General features: G+C 72.4%; 14 protein-coding genes. 8 read left to right on the top strand and 6 right to left on the bottom strand.

Annotated features, from left to right (window positions below):
• The first annotated feature begins 74 nt into the window (after window positions 1-74).
• Genes ACIODU_RS14655 through ACIODU_RS14645 form a run of 3 tightly spaced genes read left to right on the top strand, consistent with a single transcriptional unit; the run spans window position 75 to window position 3,107 of the window.
• Window positions 75-1,100, top strand: a complete 1,026-nt coding sequence (locus ACIODU_RS14655; protein WP_401767571.1) for a FecCD family ABC transporter permease — start codon at window positions 75-77, stop codon at window positions 1,098-1,100.
• A 2-nt stretch (window positions 1,101-1,102) separates the two neighbouring features.
• Window positions 1,103-2,212: an iron chelate uptake ABC transporter family permease subunit gene (locus tag ACIODU_RS14650; RefSeq protein WP_356430830.1), complete on the top strand. Its 1,110-nt coding sequence runs from the start codon at window positions 1,103-1,105 to the stop codon at window positions 2,210-2,212.
• Window positions 2,213-2,216: 4 nt separating this feature from the next.
• On the top strand, window positions 2,217-3,107 hold the full coding sequence (locus tag ACIODU_RS14645) for an ABC transporter ATP-binding protein (RefSeq protein ID WP_356430828.1): 891 nt from the start codon (window positions 2,217-2,219) through the stop codon (window positions 3,105-3,107).
• A gap of 81 nt (window positions 3,108-3,188) precedes the next feature.
• On the opposite strand, the gene argB is transcribed toward ACIODU_RS14645, so the two are convergent.
• The gene (gene argB, locus ACIODU_RS14640) at window positions 3,189-4,058 is read right to left on the bottom strand and encodes an acetylglutamate kinase (RefSeq protein WP_401767568.1); all 870 of its coding nucleotides are present in this window, start codon (window positions 4,056-4,058) and stop codon (window positions 3,189-3,191) included.
• Window positions 4,055-5,002, bottom strand: coding sequence for a methionyl-tRNA formyltransferase (locus ACIODU_RS14635; RefSeq protein WP_401767566.1), 948 nt, complete (start codon window positions 5,000-5,002; stop codon window positions 4,055-4,057). Before ACIODU_RS14635 ends, argB begins: the two co-directional genes overlap by 4 nt.
• A 76-nt stretch (window positions 5,003-5,078) precedes the next feature.
• On the opposite strand from ACIODU_RS14635, the gene ACIODU_RS14630 reads away from it, so the two are divergent.
• Window positions 5,079-6,443, top strand: coding sequence for a lysine N(6)-hydroxylase/L-ornithine N(5)-oxygenase family protein (locus tag ACIODU_RS14630; RefSeq protein WP_401767564.1), 1,365 nt, complete (start codon window positions 5,079-5,081; stop codon window positions 6,441-6,443).
• A 42-nt stretch (window positions 6,444-6,485) separates the two neighbouring features.
• On the opposite strand, the gene ACIODU_RS14625 is transcribed toward ACIODU_RS14630, so the two are convergent.
• The 4 genes from ACIODU_RS14625 to ACIODU_RS14610 form a co-directional block, all read right to left on the bottom strand.
• The gene (locus tag ACIODU_RS14625; RefSeq protein ID WP_401767562.1) at window positions 6,486-7,667 is read right to left on the bottom strand and encodes a PP2C family protein-serine/threonine phosphatase; all 1,182 of its coding nucleotides are present in this window, start codon (window positions 7,665-7,667) and stop codon (window positions 6,486-6,488) included.
• 127 nt (window positions 7,668-7,794) lie between these two features.
• Window positions 7,795-8,466, bottom strand: coding sequence for a response regulator transcription factor (locus ACIODU_RS14620; protein WP_356430819.1), 672 nt, complete (start codon window positions 8,464-8,466; stop codon window positions 7,795-7,797).
• Entirely contained in the window at window positions 8,463-9,800 is a 1,338-nt protein-coding gene (locus ACIODU_RS14615) for a sensor histidine kinase (RefSeq protein WP_401767874.1), read from the bottom strand. Before ACIODU_RS14615 ends, ACIODU_RS14620 begins: the two co-directional genes overlap by 4 nt.
• A 43-nt stretch (window positions 9,801-9,843) precedes the next feature.
• Complete coding sequence (locus ACIODU_RS14610; protein ID WP_401767560.1) at window positions 9,844-12,057, bottom strand: MMPL family transporter; 2,214 nt, start codon at window positions 12,055-12,057, stop codon at window positions 9,844-9,846.
• Between the two features lie 262 nt (window positions 12,058-12,319).
• On the opposite strand from ACIODU_RS14610, the gene ACIODU_RS14605 reads away from it, so the two are divergent.
• The 4 genes from ACIODU_RS14605 (at window position 12,320) to ACIODU_RS14590 (ending at window position 15,391) form a co-directional block, all read left to right on the top strand.
• The gene (locus ACIODU_RS14605; protein ID WP_401767558.1) at window positions 12,320-12,892 is read left to right on the top strand and encodes an isochorismatase family protein; all 573 of its coding nucleotides are present in this window, start codon (window positions 12,320-12,322) and stop codon (window positions 12,890-12,892) included.
• 166 nt (window positions 12,893-13,058) lie between these two features.
• Window positions 13,059-13,658, top strand: a complete 600-nt coding sequence (locus tag ACIODU_RS14600; RefSeq protein ID WP_356430814.1) for a hypothetical protein — start codon at window positions 13,059-13,061, stop codon at window positions 13,656-13,658.
• A 61-nt stretch (window positions 13,659-13,719) separates the two neighbouring features.
• Entirely contained in the window at window positions 13,720-14,352 is a 633-nt protein-coding gene (locus tag ACIODU_RS14595) for a class F sortase (protein ID WP_401767555.1), read from the top strand.
• 259 nt (window positions 14,353-14,611) lie between these two features.
• Window positions 14,612-15,391, top strand: a complete 780-nt coding sequence (locus ACIODU_RS14590) for an SDR family NAD(P)-dependent oxidoreductase (protein ID WP_401767553.1) — start codon at window positions 14,612-14,614, stop codon at window positions 15,389-15,391.
• Window positions 15,392-15,487: the final 96 nt, after the last annotated feature.

The raw sequence follows: 15,487 nt of genomic DNA, 5'->3' as shown, positions 1-15,487 counted from the left end.
CCGAGGTGCCCCGAGGCTCCTGCACTACAGTTAAGGTCTGCCTAACCTAAGGATGTTGACGTGGAGAGCGTTCGGTGACCCGGGCGAAAGCCCCTCGCGCGGTGCTGCTCGTGGCACTGCCCGGCGCCGCCCTTCTCACTCTGTGCCTGCTGTCGATCGCGTTCGGCGCGCTGAGCGTTCCGCTCGGCCAGGTTGTGGAGACCCTGTTCGGCCACGCGCCCAGCGCGCGGATCGACAGTGTCATCTGGTCGGTACGGATCCCCCGTACCGCACTCGGCGTGGCGGCCGGAGCCGCCCTCGGGCTGTCGGGCTGCCTGATGCAGGCCCTGACCCGTAATCCGCTGGCCGACCCCGGGGTGCTCGGGGTCAGCGCGGGCGCGGCGTTCGCCATCGCGGTCTCCGTCGGGGTGTTCGGCCTCGGATCGGTCTACGGCTACATCTGGTTCGCCTTCGCCGGGGCGCTGTTCGCGAGTGTGCTGGTGTATCTGCTGGGCGGGCTCGGGCGATCGGGTACGACACCGGTCAAACTCGCCCTCGCCGGGGTCGCGATCACCTCGCTGCTCTCCTCGCTGACCAGCGCCATCGTGCTCACCGACGCGGACGCCCTGAACCGCTTCCGCTTCTGGGAGGCGGGCTCCCTCGCCAACCAGAACGGCGACACGCTCGTCCAGGTGCTGCCGTTCCTCGCGGTCGGCGCCGTCCTGGCCCTCGCCTCCGCGCCCGCGCTCAACAGCCTGGCCCTGGGCGACGACGTGGCGGCCTCCCTGGGGCTGCGGCTGGGACTGATACGGGTCCAGGGCGTCCTCGCCGTGACCCTGCTCACGGGCGGGGCGGTGGCCGTCATCGGCCCGGTGGTCTTCGTCGGACTGGTCGTCCCCCACGTCGCGCGCATCCTCACCCAGGCGGCGGGCATCGGCCCCGACCACCGGTGGCTGCTGCCGCTGTCGGCGGTGCTCGCGCCCTGTCTGCTGCTCCTCGCCGACATCGCCGGACGTCTGATCGCGCGCCCGGTGGAGATCCAGGCCGGCATCCTGGTCGCCTTCATCGGCGGCCCGTTCTTCATCGCGATGGTCCGCCGCCGACGACTCGCGGAGCTGTGAACATGACCGGTCCGCCGCCCACCCGTACCCCGGCCGCCGTCACCGACCCCGCGCCGGTTCCGCGCCGTACCGCCGGCCGTGTCCCGTTCCGGCTGGCCCTTCCCCCCGTCTCCGGAGTGGTACGGCCCCGGCTGGTCGCGGTCTGCGCCGGCCTCGCCGTCGCCACCTTCCTGGTCTTCTGCTGGGGCATGTCCGTGGGAGAGATCTCTCTCGGCCTGCCCGACGTGGTGCGGGCCGTGCTGGGCACGGGCGATCCCGGCACCCAGCTGATCGTCCAGGAACTCCGGCTCCCCCGGGCGACCACCGGGCTGCTCGTCGGCATCGCCTTCGGGATCTCCGGCGCGCTCTTCCAGACCATGACGCTCAATCCGCTGGCCAGCCCCGACATGATCGGCATCACCCAGGGCGCGGGCGCGGCGGTCGTCGCGGGTCTCGTCCTCGGCTGGGACGCGGGGCTGAGCACCCAATCCCTGGGCCTGGCGGGCGCGTTGGGCGCCGCGCTGCTCGTGTACGTCCTGGCGTGGAAGCGCGGGACCACCGGCTACCGGATCGTGCTCGTCGGGATCGGCATCTCCTGGATCTGCACCAGCGTCACGGACTATCTGATGGCCCGCGGCGGGCAGTTCCAGGCGCAGGCCTCGCTCGGCTGGCTGGTGGGGAACCTCAACGGCCGCGGCTGGAACGAGGTCGGGCCGCTCGCCGTCGCGATGGCCGTACTCGTCCCGGCCTCGCTGCTGCTCGGCCGCCGGCTGCGCACGCTGCAACTGGGCGACGACGTGGCGAAGGGCCTCGGCACCGCCGTGCAGCCGGTGCGGCTGGCCACGCTGCTCACCGGCGTCGGGCTGGTGGCGTTCGGTACGGCGGCGGCGGGACCGGTCGCGTTCGTCGCGCTGGCCGCGCCGCAGGTCGCGCAGCGGCTGGCCCGTACCGCCTGGCCCCCGCCGGTGGCCGCCGGCCTGACCGGCGCGCTGATGGTGCTGGCCGCGGACCTCGCCGCGCGGGAGCTGATCCCCGATACGGAACTTCCCGTCGGCGTGGTCACCGGGGTGCTCGGCGCGCCGGTGCTGCTCTGGCTGCTCGTCCGCGCCAACCGCGTCGGCTCAGGAGGCTGAACCCATGTCATCAAAATCCGCGCCCGCCACCGACCCGGCCGCACCCAAAGCGACAACGACAACCGCCGACGCCGCTGTCGCCGGTACCGGGCCCGGCCCCGACCTGCGGGCCGAAGGGGTACGGCTCGCGTACGACAACCGGGTCGTGGTCGATCACCTGGACGTGGCGATCCCGCCCGGCCGGGTCACGGCGATCGTCGGGGCCAACGCGTGCGGCAAGTCGACCCTGTTGCGGGCGCTGGCCCGGCTGCTGTCCCCGCGCGAGGGTACGGTCCAGCTGGACGGCCGCTCCCTCCACGCCATCCCCACGCGGGAGTTGGCCCAGCGGCTCGGCATCCTGCCCCAGGGCCCGGTGGCCCCGGAGGGCCTGACGGTCATCGACCTGGTGGGGCGCGGCCGTTCACCGCACCAGACGTGGTGGCGGCAGTGGTCCCAGGGCGACGAGCGGGCCGTGCACGACGCGCTGCGCGCGACCGCGATGACGGATCTCGCGGACCGCCCGGTCGATGAACTCTCCGGCGGCCAGCGACAGCGCGCCTGGATCGCCATGGCGGTGGCCCAGGGCACGCCGGTCCTGCTGCTGGACGAGCCGACGACGTATCTCGACCTGGCCCACCAGATCGACGTCCTGGACCTGATCACGGACCTCAACCGGCACGAGAACCGCACGATCGTGATGGTGCTGCACGACCTCAACCAGGCCTGCCGGTACGCGGATCACGTCATCGCCATGAAGTCCGGCGCGATCGTCGCCGAGGGCCCGCCGGCCGAGGTCATCACGGCGAAGACGGTGGAGGAGGTCTTCGGCCTGCGCTGCCAGGTCACCGAGGACCCCGTCAGCGGCACCCCGATGATCATCCCGATGAGCCGCCACCACGAGCCCGCGCTGCCGTGAGAACGCACCGCTGTGAGAACGCGCTGCCGTGAGAACGCGCTGGACGGGCCCGTCGAGGCCCGTCCAGCGATCGGGCCCGCTCTAAGCCCTCGCGTCCGGCACAACTGTGGTGCCCGCAACTCCCGGCTCCAGCAGGCCCGTCCACAGCGCGTGGTGCACCCGCCCGTCCAGGACGCGGGCCGTGGCCACTCCGGCCCGTACCGCCGTGCGGCACGCCTCCATCTTCGGGAGCATCCCCCCGTCCAGGCCCGGCAGCAGCAGGTCCAGGTCGCCAGCCGTCAGGCGCTCCACGATCCGGTCGCTGTCCGGCCAGTGCGCGTACAGACCCGGCACGTCCGTCAGGACGACCAGCGTCTCCGCCTCCAGCGCCGCCGCGATCGCGCCCGCCGCCGTGTCGGCGTTGACGTTGTAGACCTCGCCTTCCTCACCGCGCGCGACCGGCGAGACGACCGGGATGTGGCCGTGGTCCAGCAGGACCTGTACGGCCGCCGTGTCGACCTTGGTGATGTTCCCCACCATGCCGAGGTCGACGGGTTCGCCCGCCACCCGGGCGTAGTGCTTCTCCGCCGTCAGGGTGTGCGCGTCCTCGCCGGTGAGCCCGACCGCGTACGGGCCGTGCTCGTTGAGCAGGCCGACCAGTTCGCGCTGTACCTTGCCGGAGAGCACCATCCGTACGACGTCCATCGCCTCCGGCGTGGTCACCCGCAGCCCCGCCTCGAAGCGGGACTCCAGCCCGTGCCGGGCCAGTTGGGCGCTGATCTGCGGGCCGCCGCCGTGCACGACGACGGGTTTCACCCCGGCCAGGCGCAGGGCGACGACGTCGTGGGCGAACGCGCGCTTGAGCGCGTCGTCCACCATCGCGTTCCCGCCGAACTTGACGACGACGATCCGGCCGCGCAGCCGCTCCAGCGCGTCCGTACCGGCGCCGGCCGGCGCGAGGACCCCGTTCACGGACGGGCGGTCAGGTAGCCGCCCATGGTCCGGAAGTAGTCCGTGGCGGCGTGCTCGACACCGTCCTCGGTCCGCACCCGCCTGACCACCAGGCCCTTGCTCCGGCCGAAGCGCGCCTCCGTGCCCGCCACGATGACCACGCCGTCGCCCTCGCGGATGAAGATCCGGCCGGGCGTGCCTCCGTAGTCGGCCTGCGAGAGCGCCGCCGAGACGATCCGTATCCGCTCGCCCCGGTGGTACGTGAAGGCGTTGGGGTACGGGTCGGACTGGGCGCGTACCAGCCGCTCCAGGTCCTCGGCGGGCCACGTCCAGTCGATCCGGCTGTCCTCGACGGACCGCTTGTGGAAGAAGCTGGCCCGGCTCCGGTCCTGCGGGACCCACTCCGCGGTGCCCGACTCGATGCGGTCGAGCGAGTCGCGCACGATCGGGCCGATGAGGTCGACCGTACGGTGGAAGAGGTCGGTGGCCGTGTCGGTCGGGCCGACCGGGACGGAACGCTGGAACACGACGTCCCCGGCGTCCAGTTCGGCGTCCATCCGGTGCGCGGTGACCCCCACCTCCCGCTCGCCGTTGATCAGCGCCCAGATCAGCGGCGAGAATCCCGCGTACGAAGGCAGCAGCGAGTCATGGACGTTGAGCGTGCCGTGCGGCGGCAGGTCGAAGATCTCCGGCGGCAGCCACGTGCGCCAGTTGTTGGCGACGATGATGTCCGGCTCCGCCTCGCGCAGCGCCGTCAGCAGCTCCTCGTCGTCGGGGCGGTTGCGCAGCAGCACCGGGACGCCGTGCTTCTCGGCGAGTTCGGCCACCGAGTCGTCCCAGATCTTCTCGTAGACGTGGTCGCTCTTGGGGTGGGTCACCACCAGGACCACGTCGTGCGTGGAGTCGAGCAGCGCTTGGAGCGTGCGATGACCCCAGGTCTGGTAGCCGAACATGACGACCCGCATGGTGAATCCTCCTCAGACGTTGCAAGGTAAGGCTAACCTTATCTAACATGTGCCTGCTTAGGGAGGCGATGACGCGGTGAACCCACTGCACAGTGAGCCGGGCTCGGTCCAGGACATCCATGACATCCATGACGTACTGGGCATCGGATTCGGGCCGTCGAACCTGGCGCTCGCGATTGCGATCCAGGAACACAACGCACGAGTCCCCGACGACGAACGGATACGGGCCGGTTTTCTGGAGAAGCAACCGCGTTTCGGCTGGCACCGGGGCATGCTCATCGACGACGCCACGATGCAGGTCTCGTTCCTCAAGGACCTGGTCACGATGCGGGATCCGACGAGCGACTTCAGCTTCCTGTCGTACCTGCGCGAACAGGGCAGGCTGGTGGACTTCCTGAACCAGAAGACGCTGTTCCCCCTCCGCATCGAGTTCCACGACTACTTCGAGTGGGCCGCCGCCCGCGTGGACGACATGGTGGAGTACGGCTCCGAGGTCGTCTCCGTCGACCCCGTGACGGTGGAGGGCGAGGTGCGCTGGTTCGACGTGACCAGCCGCGACCCCGGGGACCCGGAGCGGCGGATCGTGCGCCGGGCGCGCAACCTGGTGGTCGCCACGGGCCTGGAGCCGCACCTGCCGCCCGGGACCGTCCTGTCGGACCAGGTCTGGCACAACAGCCAACTCATCCCGCGCGTCGCCGAGTTGGCGGACAGCGGCAAGCAGGTGCGCCGGGCCGTGGTGCTGGGCGCCGGGCAGAGCGCCGCGGAGGCGGTCGACTACCTGCACCGCAGCTTCCCGGAGGCCGAGGTCTGCTCGGTGTTCTCCAAGTACGGCTACACCCCCGCCGACGACAGCCCCTTCGCCAACCGGATCTTCGACCCGGAGGCCGTCGACATCTACTACCACGCCCCGCGCGGCGTGAAGCAGTCGCTCTTCGACTACCACCGGGGCACCAACTACTCGGTGGTGGACATGGATCTGATCGAGGCCCTCTCCCGGACCATGTACCAGGAGAAGGTCCAGGGCCGGGAGCGGCTGCGCATGCTGAACGTCTCCCGCATCCGTGAGGTCGAGGCGCGCGGGGACCAACTGGACATCACTGTCGAGTACTTGCCGACCGGGGAGCGGGAGGTGCTCACCGCGGACGTCCTCGTCCACGGGACGGGGTACCGGCCGCAGGACCTCGGCGAGCGCCTGGGCGGTGTCGGCAAGTTGTGCCTGCGCGACGACGAGGACGCGCTGCTCGTGGGGCGTGACCACCGGGTGGTGACGGCCGCGAACGTGAGCGCCGGGATCTACCTCCAGGGCGGTACGGAGCACACCCACGGGATCACCTCGACACTGCTGTCGAACACGGCGGTGCGGGCCGGCGAGATCCACGCGGCGCTGCTCGCGGAGCGCGGGAGCCGGGGGTCCGTCCCGGTGAGGAGCGGCACCGTCTAAAAACGGACGGGCGGGGCGGCGGGGCGGCGTACGGACCGCGGCTCAGGCCGCCGGCGGCTCCGGCTGGTCCCGCAGCCGCTCCAGGGCGACCAGCGCCACGTCGTCCTCCAGCCGCCCTTCGACGTGCTCCAGCAGATCCTTCACCAGGCGCTGGAGCAGTTCGTCGGGGTCGCACCAGAGCAGGGTGTCGAAGCGCTCGTGCGCGGGATAGAACGCGCCGGTACTGTCCCGGGCCTCCAGCAGACCGTCGGTGTGCAGGAGAAGCGTGTCGCCCGACTCCAGCGGGAAGCTGTCCAACTGGTAGTCGTCGATGTCGCCGGCCAGGCCGAGCGGCGGCGCGGGGTGCGGCGAGCGCAGCAGCGTCGTGACCCCGCGGTGGGAGCGCAGGGGCGGCGGGTGGCCGCAGCTGATCATCCGTACCACCGGGGCGTCGTCCGGGATCTCCAGGACCAGGGCGGTGATGAACCGCTCGCCGCTGTCCCGGTCGGTCTTGCCGACCTCCCGCAGGTGCCGGCCCACGCTGCCCTCCAGCGACGCCACCAGCTCCGGCAGGGTGGCGTCACGGTGGGCGGCCTCCCGGAAGGCCCCCAGCACGGCCGCGGCGTCGTCCACCGCCGGCAGGCCCTTGCCCCGTACGTCCCCGATGATCAGGCGGACCGCCCCCGGGATCCGCTCGGCGGCGTACAGGTCACCGCCGATCTGCGCCTGCGCGGCGGCCGAACGGTAGACGGACGCGATCCGCAGCCGGCCGATCCGGCGTGGCAGGGGGCGCAGCACCGCGCGCTGGGCGGCGTCCGAGACGGATCTCACCTGGACCAGCGCCTTGAAGTCCAGGTCCCGCAGGCGCCAGAACAGCACGACGAGACCGCAGACCACCAGCAGGTCGATCAGGTGGATCGGCAGGATCGGTGAGTCCATGAGGCCGTCACGGATGTCGAGCGCGGCGGCGGCCACACACGCCAGGGCGGTGATGAGGGCCGTCCACCGGGGTCCCACCAGCCCGGCGGTCAGCGCCGGCACCGCGACCAGCAGCGACGCCAGGTGGATGTCGGCGGGGACGAGGAATCCGACGACGGTCACCGCGCACAGCACCGCCAGCGGCAGGACCGTGGGCGCCTGCCACAGCAGGCGGAGCAGGAGGGTCTTCCCCGCCGTGGCTCCGGACCGGCGCGCCGGAGAGCCCGGGCGGGCACGCGTGGCGGTGGGGGTCGTCCGTTCTCTCAAAGGGGTGCCTCAAGCGGGGAGCGGGAGCGGGCCGGTCGCGGAACCCGGCCTTTGGTCAGCCATTGTCCTGATTTTGACCTCGTCCAACTGTACGCGTATCGCCCAGAACGTCCAGGGCCGTGTCCCGTCAGGCCGAGCCCGGCTGGACGATGCCCGACTCGTACGCCAGGATCACCACCTGCGCCCGGTCCCGGGCGCCGAGCTTGGCCATCGCCCGGTTGACGTGGGTCTTCACGGTGACGGGGCTGACGTACAGCTGGGCGGCGATGTCCTGGTTGGAGAGGCCCCGCCCCACCCAGGTGACCACCTCCCGTTCGCGCGGGGTCAGTCCGGCCAGCCGCTCCGCCGCGTCCGGGTTGGGCCGCTCGGTCTGGGCGAGGAAGCGGGAGATGACGCTCTTCGTGGCGGACGGCGAGAGGAGCATGTCGCCGGTGGCGATCACCCGGATCGCGTCGAGGAGTTCGTCGGGGTTGATGCCCTTGCCGAGGAAGCCGCTGGCCCCGGCGCGCAGGGCCTCGGCCACGTACTCGTCGTTCTCGAAGGTGGTCAGGATCAGCACCCGGACCCCGGCCAGGTCTTCGTCCGCCATGATCTGCCGGGTCGCGTCGAGGCCGTTCACGCCGGGCATGCGGATGTCCATCAGGACGACCTCGGCCTGGCTGCTGAGGGCCAGCGCGACCGCCTCCCGGCCGTCGGACGCCTCGGCGACGACCTCCATGTCCGGCTCGGAGTCGATGAGCAGCCGGAACGTACCCCGCAGCAGCGCCTGGTCGTCGGCGAGCAGCACCCTGATGGTCATGCGCGGCCGCCGCCGAGGAGGCGTACGCCGGTGACGAGGCAGGGGGCGGTGGGTTCGGCGGGGGCCGGGATCGTGCCGGTGAGGCCGGGCTCGGTGGCGTCGGGCGCGGGGGCGTCGTCCGCGGCGCCGGGAACCCTCACGACCGGGGAGGCGACGGTCGAAGGCGGGGCGGCTCCGACGCTCAGCGGCAGTTCGGCCGTGACCCGGAATCCCGTCTCCGGGGCGGGCCGCGCGCCGGCCGTCACGGTGCCGCCCGCCGTCCGCGCCCGTTCGTGCATCCCGATGAGGCCGTACCCGATGCCGTTCCCCGTACCGGCGTCCCGTCCGTCGTCCTCGACGGTGATCCGCACCGAGGCCGCCGTGTAGTCGAGCAGCACCCGGGCGCGGGCCCGCCCGGCGTGCTTGTGGGTGTTGGTCAGGGCCTCCTGGATGATCCGGTACGCCGTGAGGTCGGCCGTCGCCGACAGCGTCCCCGGCTCCCCCGCGCACACCAGCTCCACCGGCAGCCCGGAGTGCCGGAAGCGCTCCAGCAGGTCGTCCAGATCGGCCAGCCCCGGCGCGGGCTGCGTCGAGGGCGTCTCGCCGGGCTGGCGCAACAGGCCGACGGTGGCGCGCAGTTCGTCCAGGGCCGACCGGCTGGTGTCCCGGATCCGTTCGAGCGCGGTGTACGCGTGCTCCGGGTCGGTGCGCATCAGATGGTGGGCGACCCCGGCCTGGGCGTTGACCAGGGTGATGTGGTGGGCCACCACGTCGTGCAGCTCGCGGGCGATCCGTACCCGCTCCTCCGTCACCCGGCGCAGCGCGACCTCCTCGCGGGTCCGCTCGGCGCGCTCGGCCCGTTCCGTCGCCGCCGCCAGGACCTCCCGGCGGCTGCGGACGCCGTCGCTGATGGCGACGGGCAGGCAGGTCCAGGGGAGCACGCCGAGGTTCATCGGCAGGTTGTCCACGCCGGGCCGGACGAACAGGGCGACGGCGGTCAGCGCGAGGACGACCGCCCCCGCGACCCGCCACGCGGTACGGCGGCCGGTGTGCGCGGCCATCACGTACAGCGCGATCACGGTCGCGGTGGGGTACGTCTTCTGGAAGTCCGGCTCGATGAGGAACAGCCGGGTGACGTCGAGGGCGGCGGTCACCAGGACGACCGGCACCGGCCAGCGGCTCCCGGCGAGCAGCGGCAGACAGGTCAGCACCACCAGGCCCGCCGGGACGGCGATGGCGGAGTCCGACGCCCGGAGCGCGACGCTGAGGGTGATCGACAGGAGCACGACGGCGGTCGCGAGGGCCACCACGGCGTCGTGCAGCGCCGGGCGCGTCCTGACCCGGCTCCACACCATGGGGATCACTCGTCCTCCTTCGCCTTCCGGCCCCGCCGCGGGCTCAGCGCCCGACCGGCACGTCCTGCCTGTCGTCCCGGTCCTGCCGGTCCCCCGCCGTGGCCGGCACGTCGTCCGGGGTCCCCTCGATGGAGAGGTGCGGCAGCAGCTTGTCCAGCCGGCGCGGCAGCCACCAGTTGCGCGCGCCGAACAGATGCATCAACGCGGGCACAATAACCATACGCACGAGCAGCACGTCCAGAAGAACGGCGAGCGCCAGGCCCAGGCCGAACTCCGCGACGATCCGCTGGCCGCTGAACATGAAGGCCGCGAACACACACGCCATGATGACGGCGGCGGCCGTGATGATCCGCCCGGTCTCGGCCTGCCCGATCCGTACCGCCCGGGCGTTGTCCCGGCTCAGCGTCCACTCCTCGTGCATCCGGCTGATCAGGAACACCTGGTAGTCCATGGACAGGCCGAACAGGATCGCGATCATCATCACCGGCGCGAACGCCTCCACCGGTCCGGCGGCTCCGGCGCCCAGCGCCTCGGACACCCAGCCCCACTGGAAGGCCGCGACCACGGCGCCGAAGGCGACGCCCATGGTCAGCAGGTTCATCACCACACCGATCAGCGGGACCAGCACGCTGCGGAACGCCACCATCATCAGCAGGCAGCCGAGGCTGACGATGATCACGATGAACAGCGGGAGCTTGGAGACGATGACGTCGGAGAAGTCGACCCCGCTCGCCGTGCTGCCGCCCACGTAGACCTGGAGGTCGGTGTTCTGCTCCGCCCTCGGCACCACGGTGTCCCGCAGGTGGGTGATGAGGTCGGTGGTCTGCACGGACTGGGGCGAGCTGGTCGGGACGACCTGGATCGTGCCCACGTCCTGGCCGGGGGCCAGCGGCGGGGCCACCACTTGCGCGACACCCTTCACGTCCGAGAGGTCGGCGGCCAGGGACTCCAGCGCCGTCTTGTCCTGGGCGTGCGGGGCCTGGGCCACCAGCAGCAGCGGCCCGTTGAAGCCGGGCCCGAAACCGTCCGCCAGCAGGTCGTACGACTGACGGCTCGCGCTCGACGAGGGGTCGTTGCCCGCGTCGGCGCTGCCCAGCCGCAGGGAGAACACCGGCAGGGAGACGGCGACCATCACGAGCAGGGCCAGCAGAGCCTTGCCGCGCGGCTTGGCCAGGACGGCGGAGGCCCAGCGGCCCCACACCCCGCGCTGCTCGTCGTGGGCCGGGCCGTGTTCGCGCAGGGTCCGCCGTTGCTTGCGGCTCAGCACCCGGTGTCCCATGAGCCCGAGGAGGGCCGGGAGGAGGGTGATCGAGGCGAGGACGGTGAGGGCGACGGTGAGCGCGGAGGCGGCCGCCATGCCGTTGAGGAAGCCGATGCCCAGGGCGTACTGCCCCAGCAGGGCGACCACCACGGTCAGGCCCGCGAAGATCACCGCGCGCCCGGAGGTGTCCAGGGCCCGGGCCGCCGCGTCCTCGACGGAGGAGCCGGCCATCAGCCCCTTGCGATGCCGGTTGACGATGAACAGCGCGTAGTCGATGCCCACCCCGAGCCCGACCAGGGCGGCGACGGTGGTCGCCACGTCCGGGATGGAGAGGGTGTGGCTGAGCACACCGGTGCCCAGGATGCCGGCGCCGACCCCGGCGACGGCGGTGAGGATGGGCAGCGCCGCCGCCCACAGCGAGCGGAAGAGCAGCAGCATGATCAGCAGCGCCGCGATCACCCCGACGATCTCGCTGGTGGGCTTGAGCTCGTTCTCGGCCGCCTTGAAGGCCTGCCCGCCGTACTGCACGTCGACCGTGTCCGTACGGGCCTGCTTCACGAGCGAGATGACGTGCTCGACCTGCGCCTTGTCCACGTCGTTCGCGGCCTTGTCCAGCGTCACCGCCGCGTACGCCGTCGCCCCGTCCTCGCTGATCTGTCCCGCGCCGCCCTTGGCGTACGGACTGGCGACCGACGCCACCCCGGGCGCCCTGGATATCCGGTCCAGCACCCCCGTGAGGTCCTGGCGCACCGCGCTGTCGGTCACCTTGCCGCCGCTGGTGTGCCACACGACGGTGTCCCGGTCGCCCGAGGCGGCCGGACTGTTCTTCTTCAGCAGGTCCAGGGCCTTGCTGGACTCGGTGCTCGGCGCGGACAGCGTCGTACTGTACGCGCTGCCCACGCTGTTCGACACGGCCCCGAGTCCGACCAGCACCCCCAGCCAGATCAGTGCGGTCAGTAGCCGGTGCCGGTAGCACCAGCGGGCAAGGGCGGACATCGGTCCTCCAGGAACAACGTGCGGCTGACAGGGCGGAAAGCGGTGAAGGGAGCGCGCGGACGCGGCGGGCGCCGGGCGGGCTCCGCGCCGGGCCCTCCTCGCGCCCGTCCCACACTTCCGCAGTACGGGCCGTACGTCGTCGTGCCACCGCAGGCGCCCCGCCTGCTGCGAGCGCAGCAGACAGGGACGCGTCAACCGCCTCCCTGGTGGGGGGCGGGAAATTGAATGGAGGCGCCCCGGCGGCGAAGGTCATCATGGCCGGATGAACTCTCCCGTGCCGCCCGCAGAGGCTTTGATCGTGGTGGACGTCCAGTCCGCCTTCGTCTCCGGTGACGGGGCGGTGCCCGACGCGGCCCGGCTGGTGGACCGTACGACGGACCTGCTCGACCGGGCCCGCGGGAGCGGCGCGCTGGTGGTCCACGTACAGAACGACGGAGCGCCCGGCGCGGACGACGAGGCCGGCACGCCGGGCTGGGAGCTGTACCACCCCGTGCAGGCGGGCCCGGCGGAGGTCGTGATCCGCAAGGCCAAGGACGACGGCTTCGACGGGACCCCGCTGGGGACCCTGTTGGCCGACGCGGGGGTACGGGCGCTCGCGGTCTGCGGCGTGATGTCCGAGATGTGCGTCCTGGCGACGGCGCGTACGGCCCTGGCGCGGGGGTACCGGGTGGTCCTGCCGCACGACGCCCACGCGACGCAGGACATCCCGGCGAGGCCCGGGCTCGGCGACCGGGTCCCGGCGGCGACGGTCTCCCGGGTCGCCGAATGGGCACTGGGCGCGGGGGTGGAGATCCCCCCGCGCGCGGCGGACGTCACGTTCACTCCCCTGCCCTGAGGGCGCGGCGGGGAGGGACGGCGGTGCGGGTGGGGCCGTCCGTTGCGCCAGTCAGGGCATTGTGACGGTTTCCCGGCGTTTCGCCGCTGGGTTTTGTCGGATATGTGACATTTAGTCAGATGATCGCATGCAGTACGACAATCATCCCGGCTTGAAGGAGCCTCCCATGCCCACGTCGCCCTCCCTCCGCTCCGCCCGCTCCCGCTCCGCCGCCGTCCTCGGCGCGTTCGCTCTCGCCGGCGCGTCCCTGGCCGGGGCGTCGGCCGCCGTCGCCGCTCCCGGCGACAGCGGGGACGTGAGGATCCACAACGCCGGGACCCCCGCCGGCAACACCGGGGACGCCCTGAAGGTCTGCAAGTTCAACCTGAGCGCCTTCAACTTCGAGACGGTCCCGCTGGTGACCTTCACCATCACCGCCGAGCCGCCCACCCCCGCCCTGCCCACCCTGACCGGTGCCATCACGCTCGCGGCCGGGAAGGGGAGCACCTCGGACTACTCGCTCCCCAACGGGACGTACCAGCTCAACTGGACGTTCCCCGGCGGGGTGCCCAAGAAGAAGCTCTTCAAGGTCGAGTGCCCGCTGGGAAGCGGTGAGCTCCCCCTGCCGGTCGGCGCCGTGGCGGCGGGCGGCGGCGGGGTCGCGAGCCTCGAAGGCGGCGACGACTCGTCCACGGGGCTGACCCCGTGGCTCGTCACCGGTGCGGTCGGAGCCGCGGGCCTGCTCCTCGTCCGCCGCGCCCGCCGCCGCGGCCATGGCGCCGCGTAACACGCCACATCGACGCCGGAGAGGGCCGAGCCGCGCCTGCCGCCTCACCCTCACGCTGAGCGTGACCGCCTCGCTGGTGACCGGTGTGGTGTGGGCGTGCGGCGACGCCCCCGCCGATCCGCCGTTCACCGGGACCGTCGTGCTCGCCGCGCCCGCCGCGGAGAGCGCGAAGGGCGCGGGACGGCGGCCGGGGCGGGCGGCGGCGGTCCCGCGCCGCCCGCCCCGGCCCCTGCCGCCCTCGCCGGCGGTACGGCTCGCCGTCCCCGCCCTCACGATCGAGGCCCCCGTCATCCAGGTGGGGCTCGACCCGCTGGGCCACCTGGGCACTCCCCCGCTGGAGCGGCCCCGGGAGGTCGGCTGGTACCGGGGCGGTCCCACGCCGGGCGAGGCGGGGACCGCTCTGATCGTGGGCCACCGGGACACCAGGACCGGCCCTGCCATCTTCCTCAACCTCAACGCCCTGCGCCCCGGCGACCTCGTCAACATCGCCCGGGCGGACCGGCGGACGGCGGTGTTCAGCGTCGATGCCGTGAAGACGTACCGCAAGGACAAATTCCCCGACCGGGAGGTGTACGGCAGGACCGGGCGCCCCGAACTGCGCCTGCTGACGTGCGGCGGGACCTTCGAGAAGAAGACCGGCTACGCGGCCAACATCGTGGTGTTCGCGCACCTGACGGATGTGAAACGCACATGACCCGGGGTGTACGCGCCCCGGGCGCACGGGCCCGGCGGCACACGCATGCCGCCGGGCCGCCGTGTCGCCACGCACAGGTCACCGCAAGCCGGTCACCACAAGCCGCCCACCGCGTGCCGGTCACCGCGTGCCGCTTATGGCCGCCAGCAGGAACGCCGATGGGCCGGCCGGAAGGCCGGAGGCGGCCCGCTCCTTGTACCGGGTACAGCCGCGCGACACCGCGCACGGCGTTCCGTACCGCTTCAGGAGATGCCCCGTCATGACTGTCAGGAACGAAGAGCAGACCACCCGCCGGGAGACGTCGTCGGGCGAGTTGGCGGACCAGGTCGCCCTCATCACCGGGGGCACCGCGGGAATCGGCCTGGAGACCGCCCGCCTGTTCCTCCGCGAGGGAGCCCACGTCGTCATCTCCGGCCGCAGCCCCGAGCGCGGCGCCAAGGCGCTCGCCGACCTGCCGGAAGGCCCCGGCACCGTGCGCTTCGTCGCGGCCGACCTCGCGGACCTCGACTCGGTCCGCGCCCTGGCGGAGGAGGTCGGCCCGGTCGACATCCTCGTCAACAACGCCTCCGCGTTCCCCGTCGCGCCGACCGTGGAGCAGAGCGTCAGCGTGTTCGAGCGACTGTTCGACACCAACGTCCGCGGCGCCTATTTCCTCACCGCGAGCCTGGTCCCCGCCATGCTCGACAAGGGCGCGGGCAGCATCGTCAACGTCAGCACCATGGCCGCGTCGATGGGCGTTCCGGGTGCCTCGGGCTACAGCGCCACCAAGGCCGCGCTGGCCTCGCTCACCCGCACCTGGGCGGCCGAGTTCGGCCCCGGCGGCATCCGGGTCAACAGCGTCGCCCCCGGCCCGACCCTCACGGACGGCGTCCTGGTCGAGTGGGGTGACGGAGTGGCGGAACTGGGCAAGACCCTGCCGCTGCGCCGGACCGCCGGACCCGCCGAGATCGCCGAGGCGATCCTCTTCCTGGCCTCGCCCCGCTCCAGCTTCGTCACCGGTGCCACCCTCGCGACCGACGGCGGAGCGACCGCGGTCTGAGCCGTCCCCGCCGGCGGGCCCACCGCCCCCGGGAGCGTTACTGTCGGGATGACGTGCCGTCAGGCATCACGTACGACAGGAAAGGGGCTCTCGGGG

The sequence above is a fragment of the Streptomyces sp. NPDC088261 genome, from assembly GCF_044740805.1.
GTDB lineage: Bacteria > Actinomycetota > Actinomycetes > Streptomycetales > Streptomycetaceae > Streptomyces.
This window is presented reverse-complemented; position numbering and strand designations above follow the sequence as displayed.

Excerpts from the sequence above, each read along its gene's own strand:
- ACIODU_RS14650 (WP_356430830.1), top strand. The coding sequence starts at position 1,103 with ATGACCGGTCCGCCGCCCACCCGTACCCCGGCCGCCGTCACCGACCCC.
- ACIODU_RS14615 (WP_401767874.1), bottom strand. The coding sequence starts at position 9,800 with ATGGTGTGGAGCCGGGTCAGGACGCGCCCGGCGCTGCACGACGCCGTG.
- ACIODU_RS14635 (WP_401767566.1), bottom strand. The coding sequence starts at position 5,002 with ATGCGGGTCGTCATGTTCGGCTACCAGACCTGGGGTCATCGCACGCTC.
- ACIODU_RS14605 (WP_401767558.1), top strand. The coding sequence starts at position 12,320 with ATGAACTCTCCCGTGCCGCCCGCAGAGGCTTTGATCGTGGTGGACGTC.
- ACIODU_RS14600 (WP_356430814.1), top strand. The coding sequence starts at position 13,059 with ATGCCCACGTCGCCCTCCCTCCGCTCCGCCCGCTCCCGCTCCGCCGCC.
- ACIODU_RS14590 (WP_401767553.1), top strand. The coding sequence starts at position 14,612 with ATGACTGTCAGGAACGAAGAGCAGACCACCCGCCGGGAGACGTCGTCG.
- ACIODU_RS14620 (WP_356430819.1), bottom strand. The coding sequence starts at position 8,466 with ATGACCATCAGGGTGCTGCTCGCCGACGACCAGGCGCTGCTGCGGGGT.
- ACIODU_RS14645 (WP_356430828.1), top strand. The coding sequence starts at position 2,217 with ATGTCATCAAAATCCGCGCCCGCCACCGACCCGGCCGCACCCAAAGCG.
- ACIODU_RS14610 (WP_401767560.1), bottom strand. The coding sequence starts at position 12,057 with ATGTCCGCCCTTGCCCGCTGGTGCTACCGGCACCGGCTACTGACCGCA.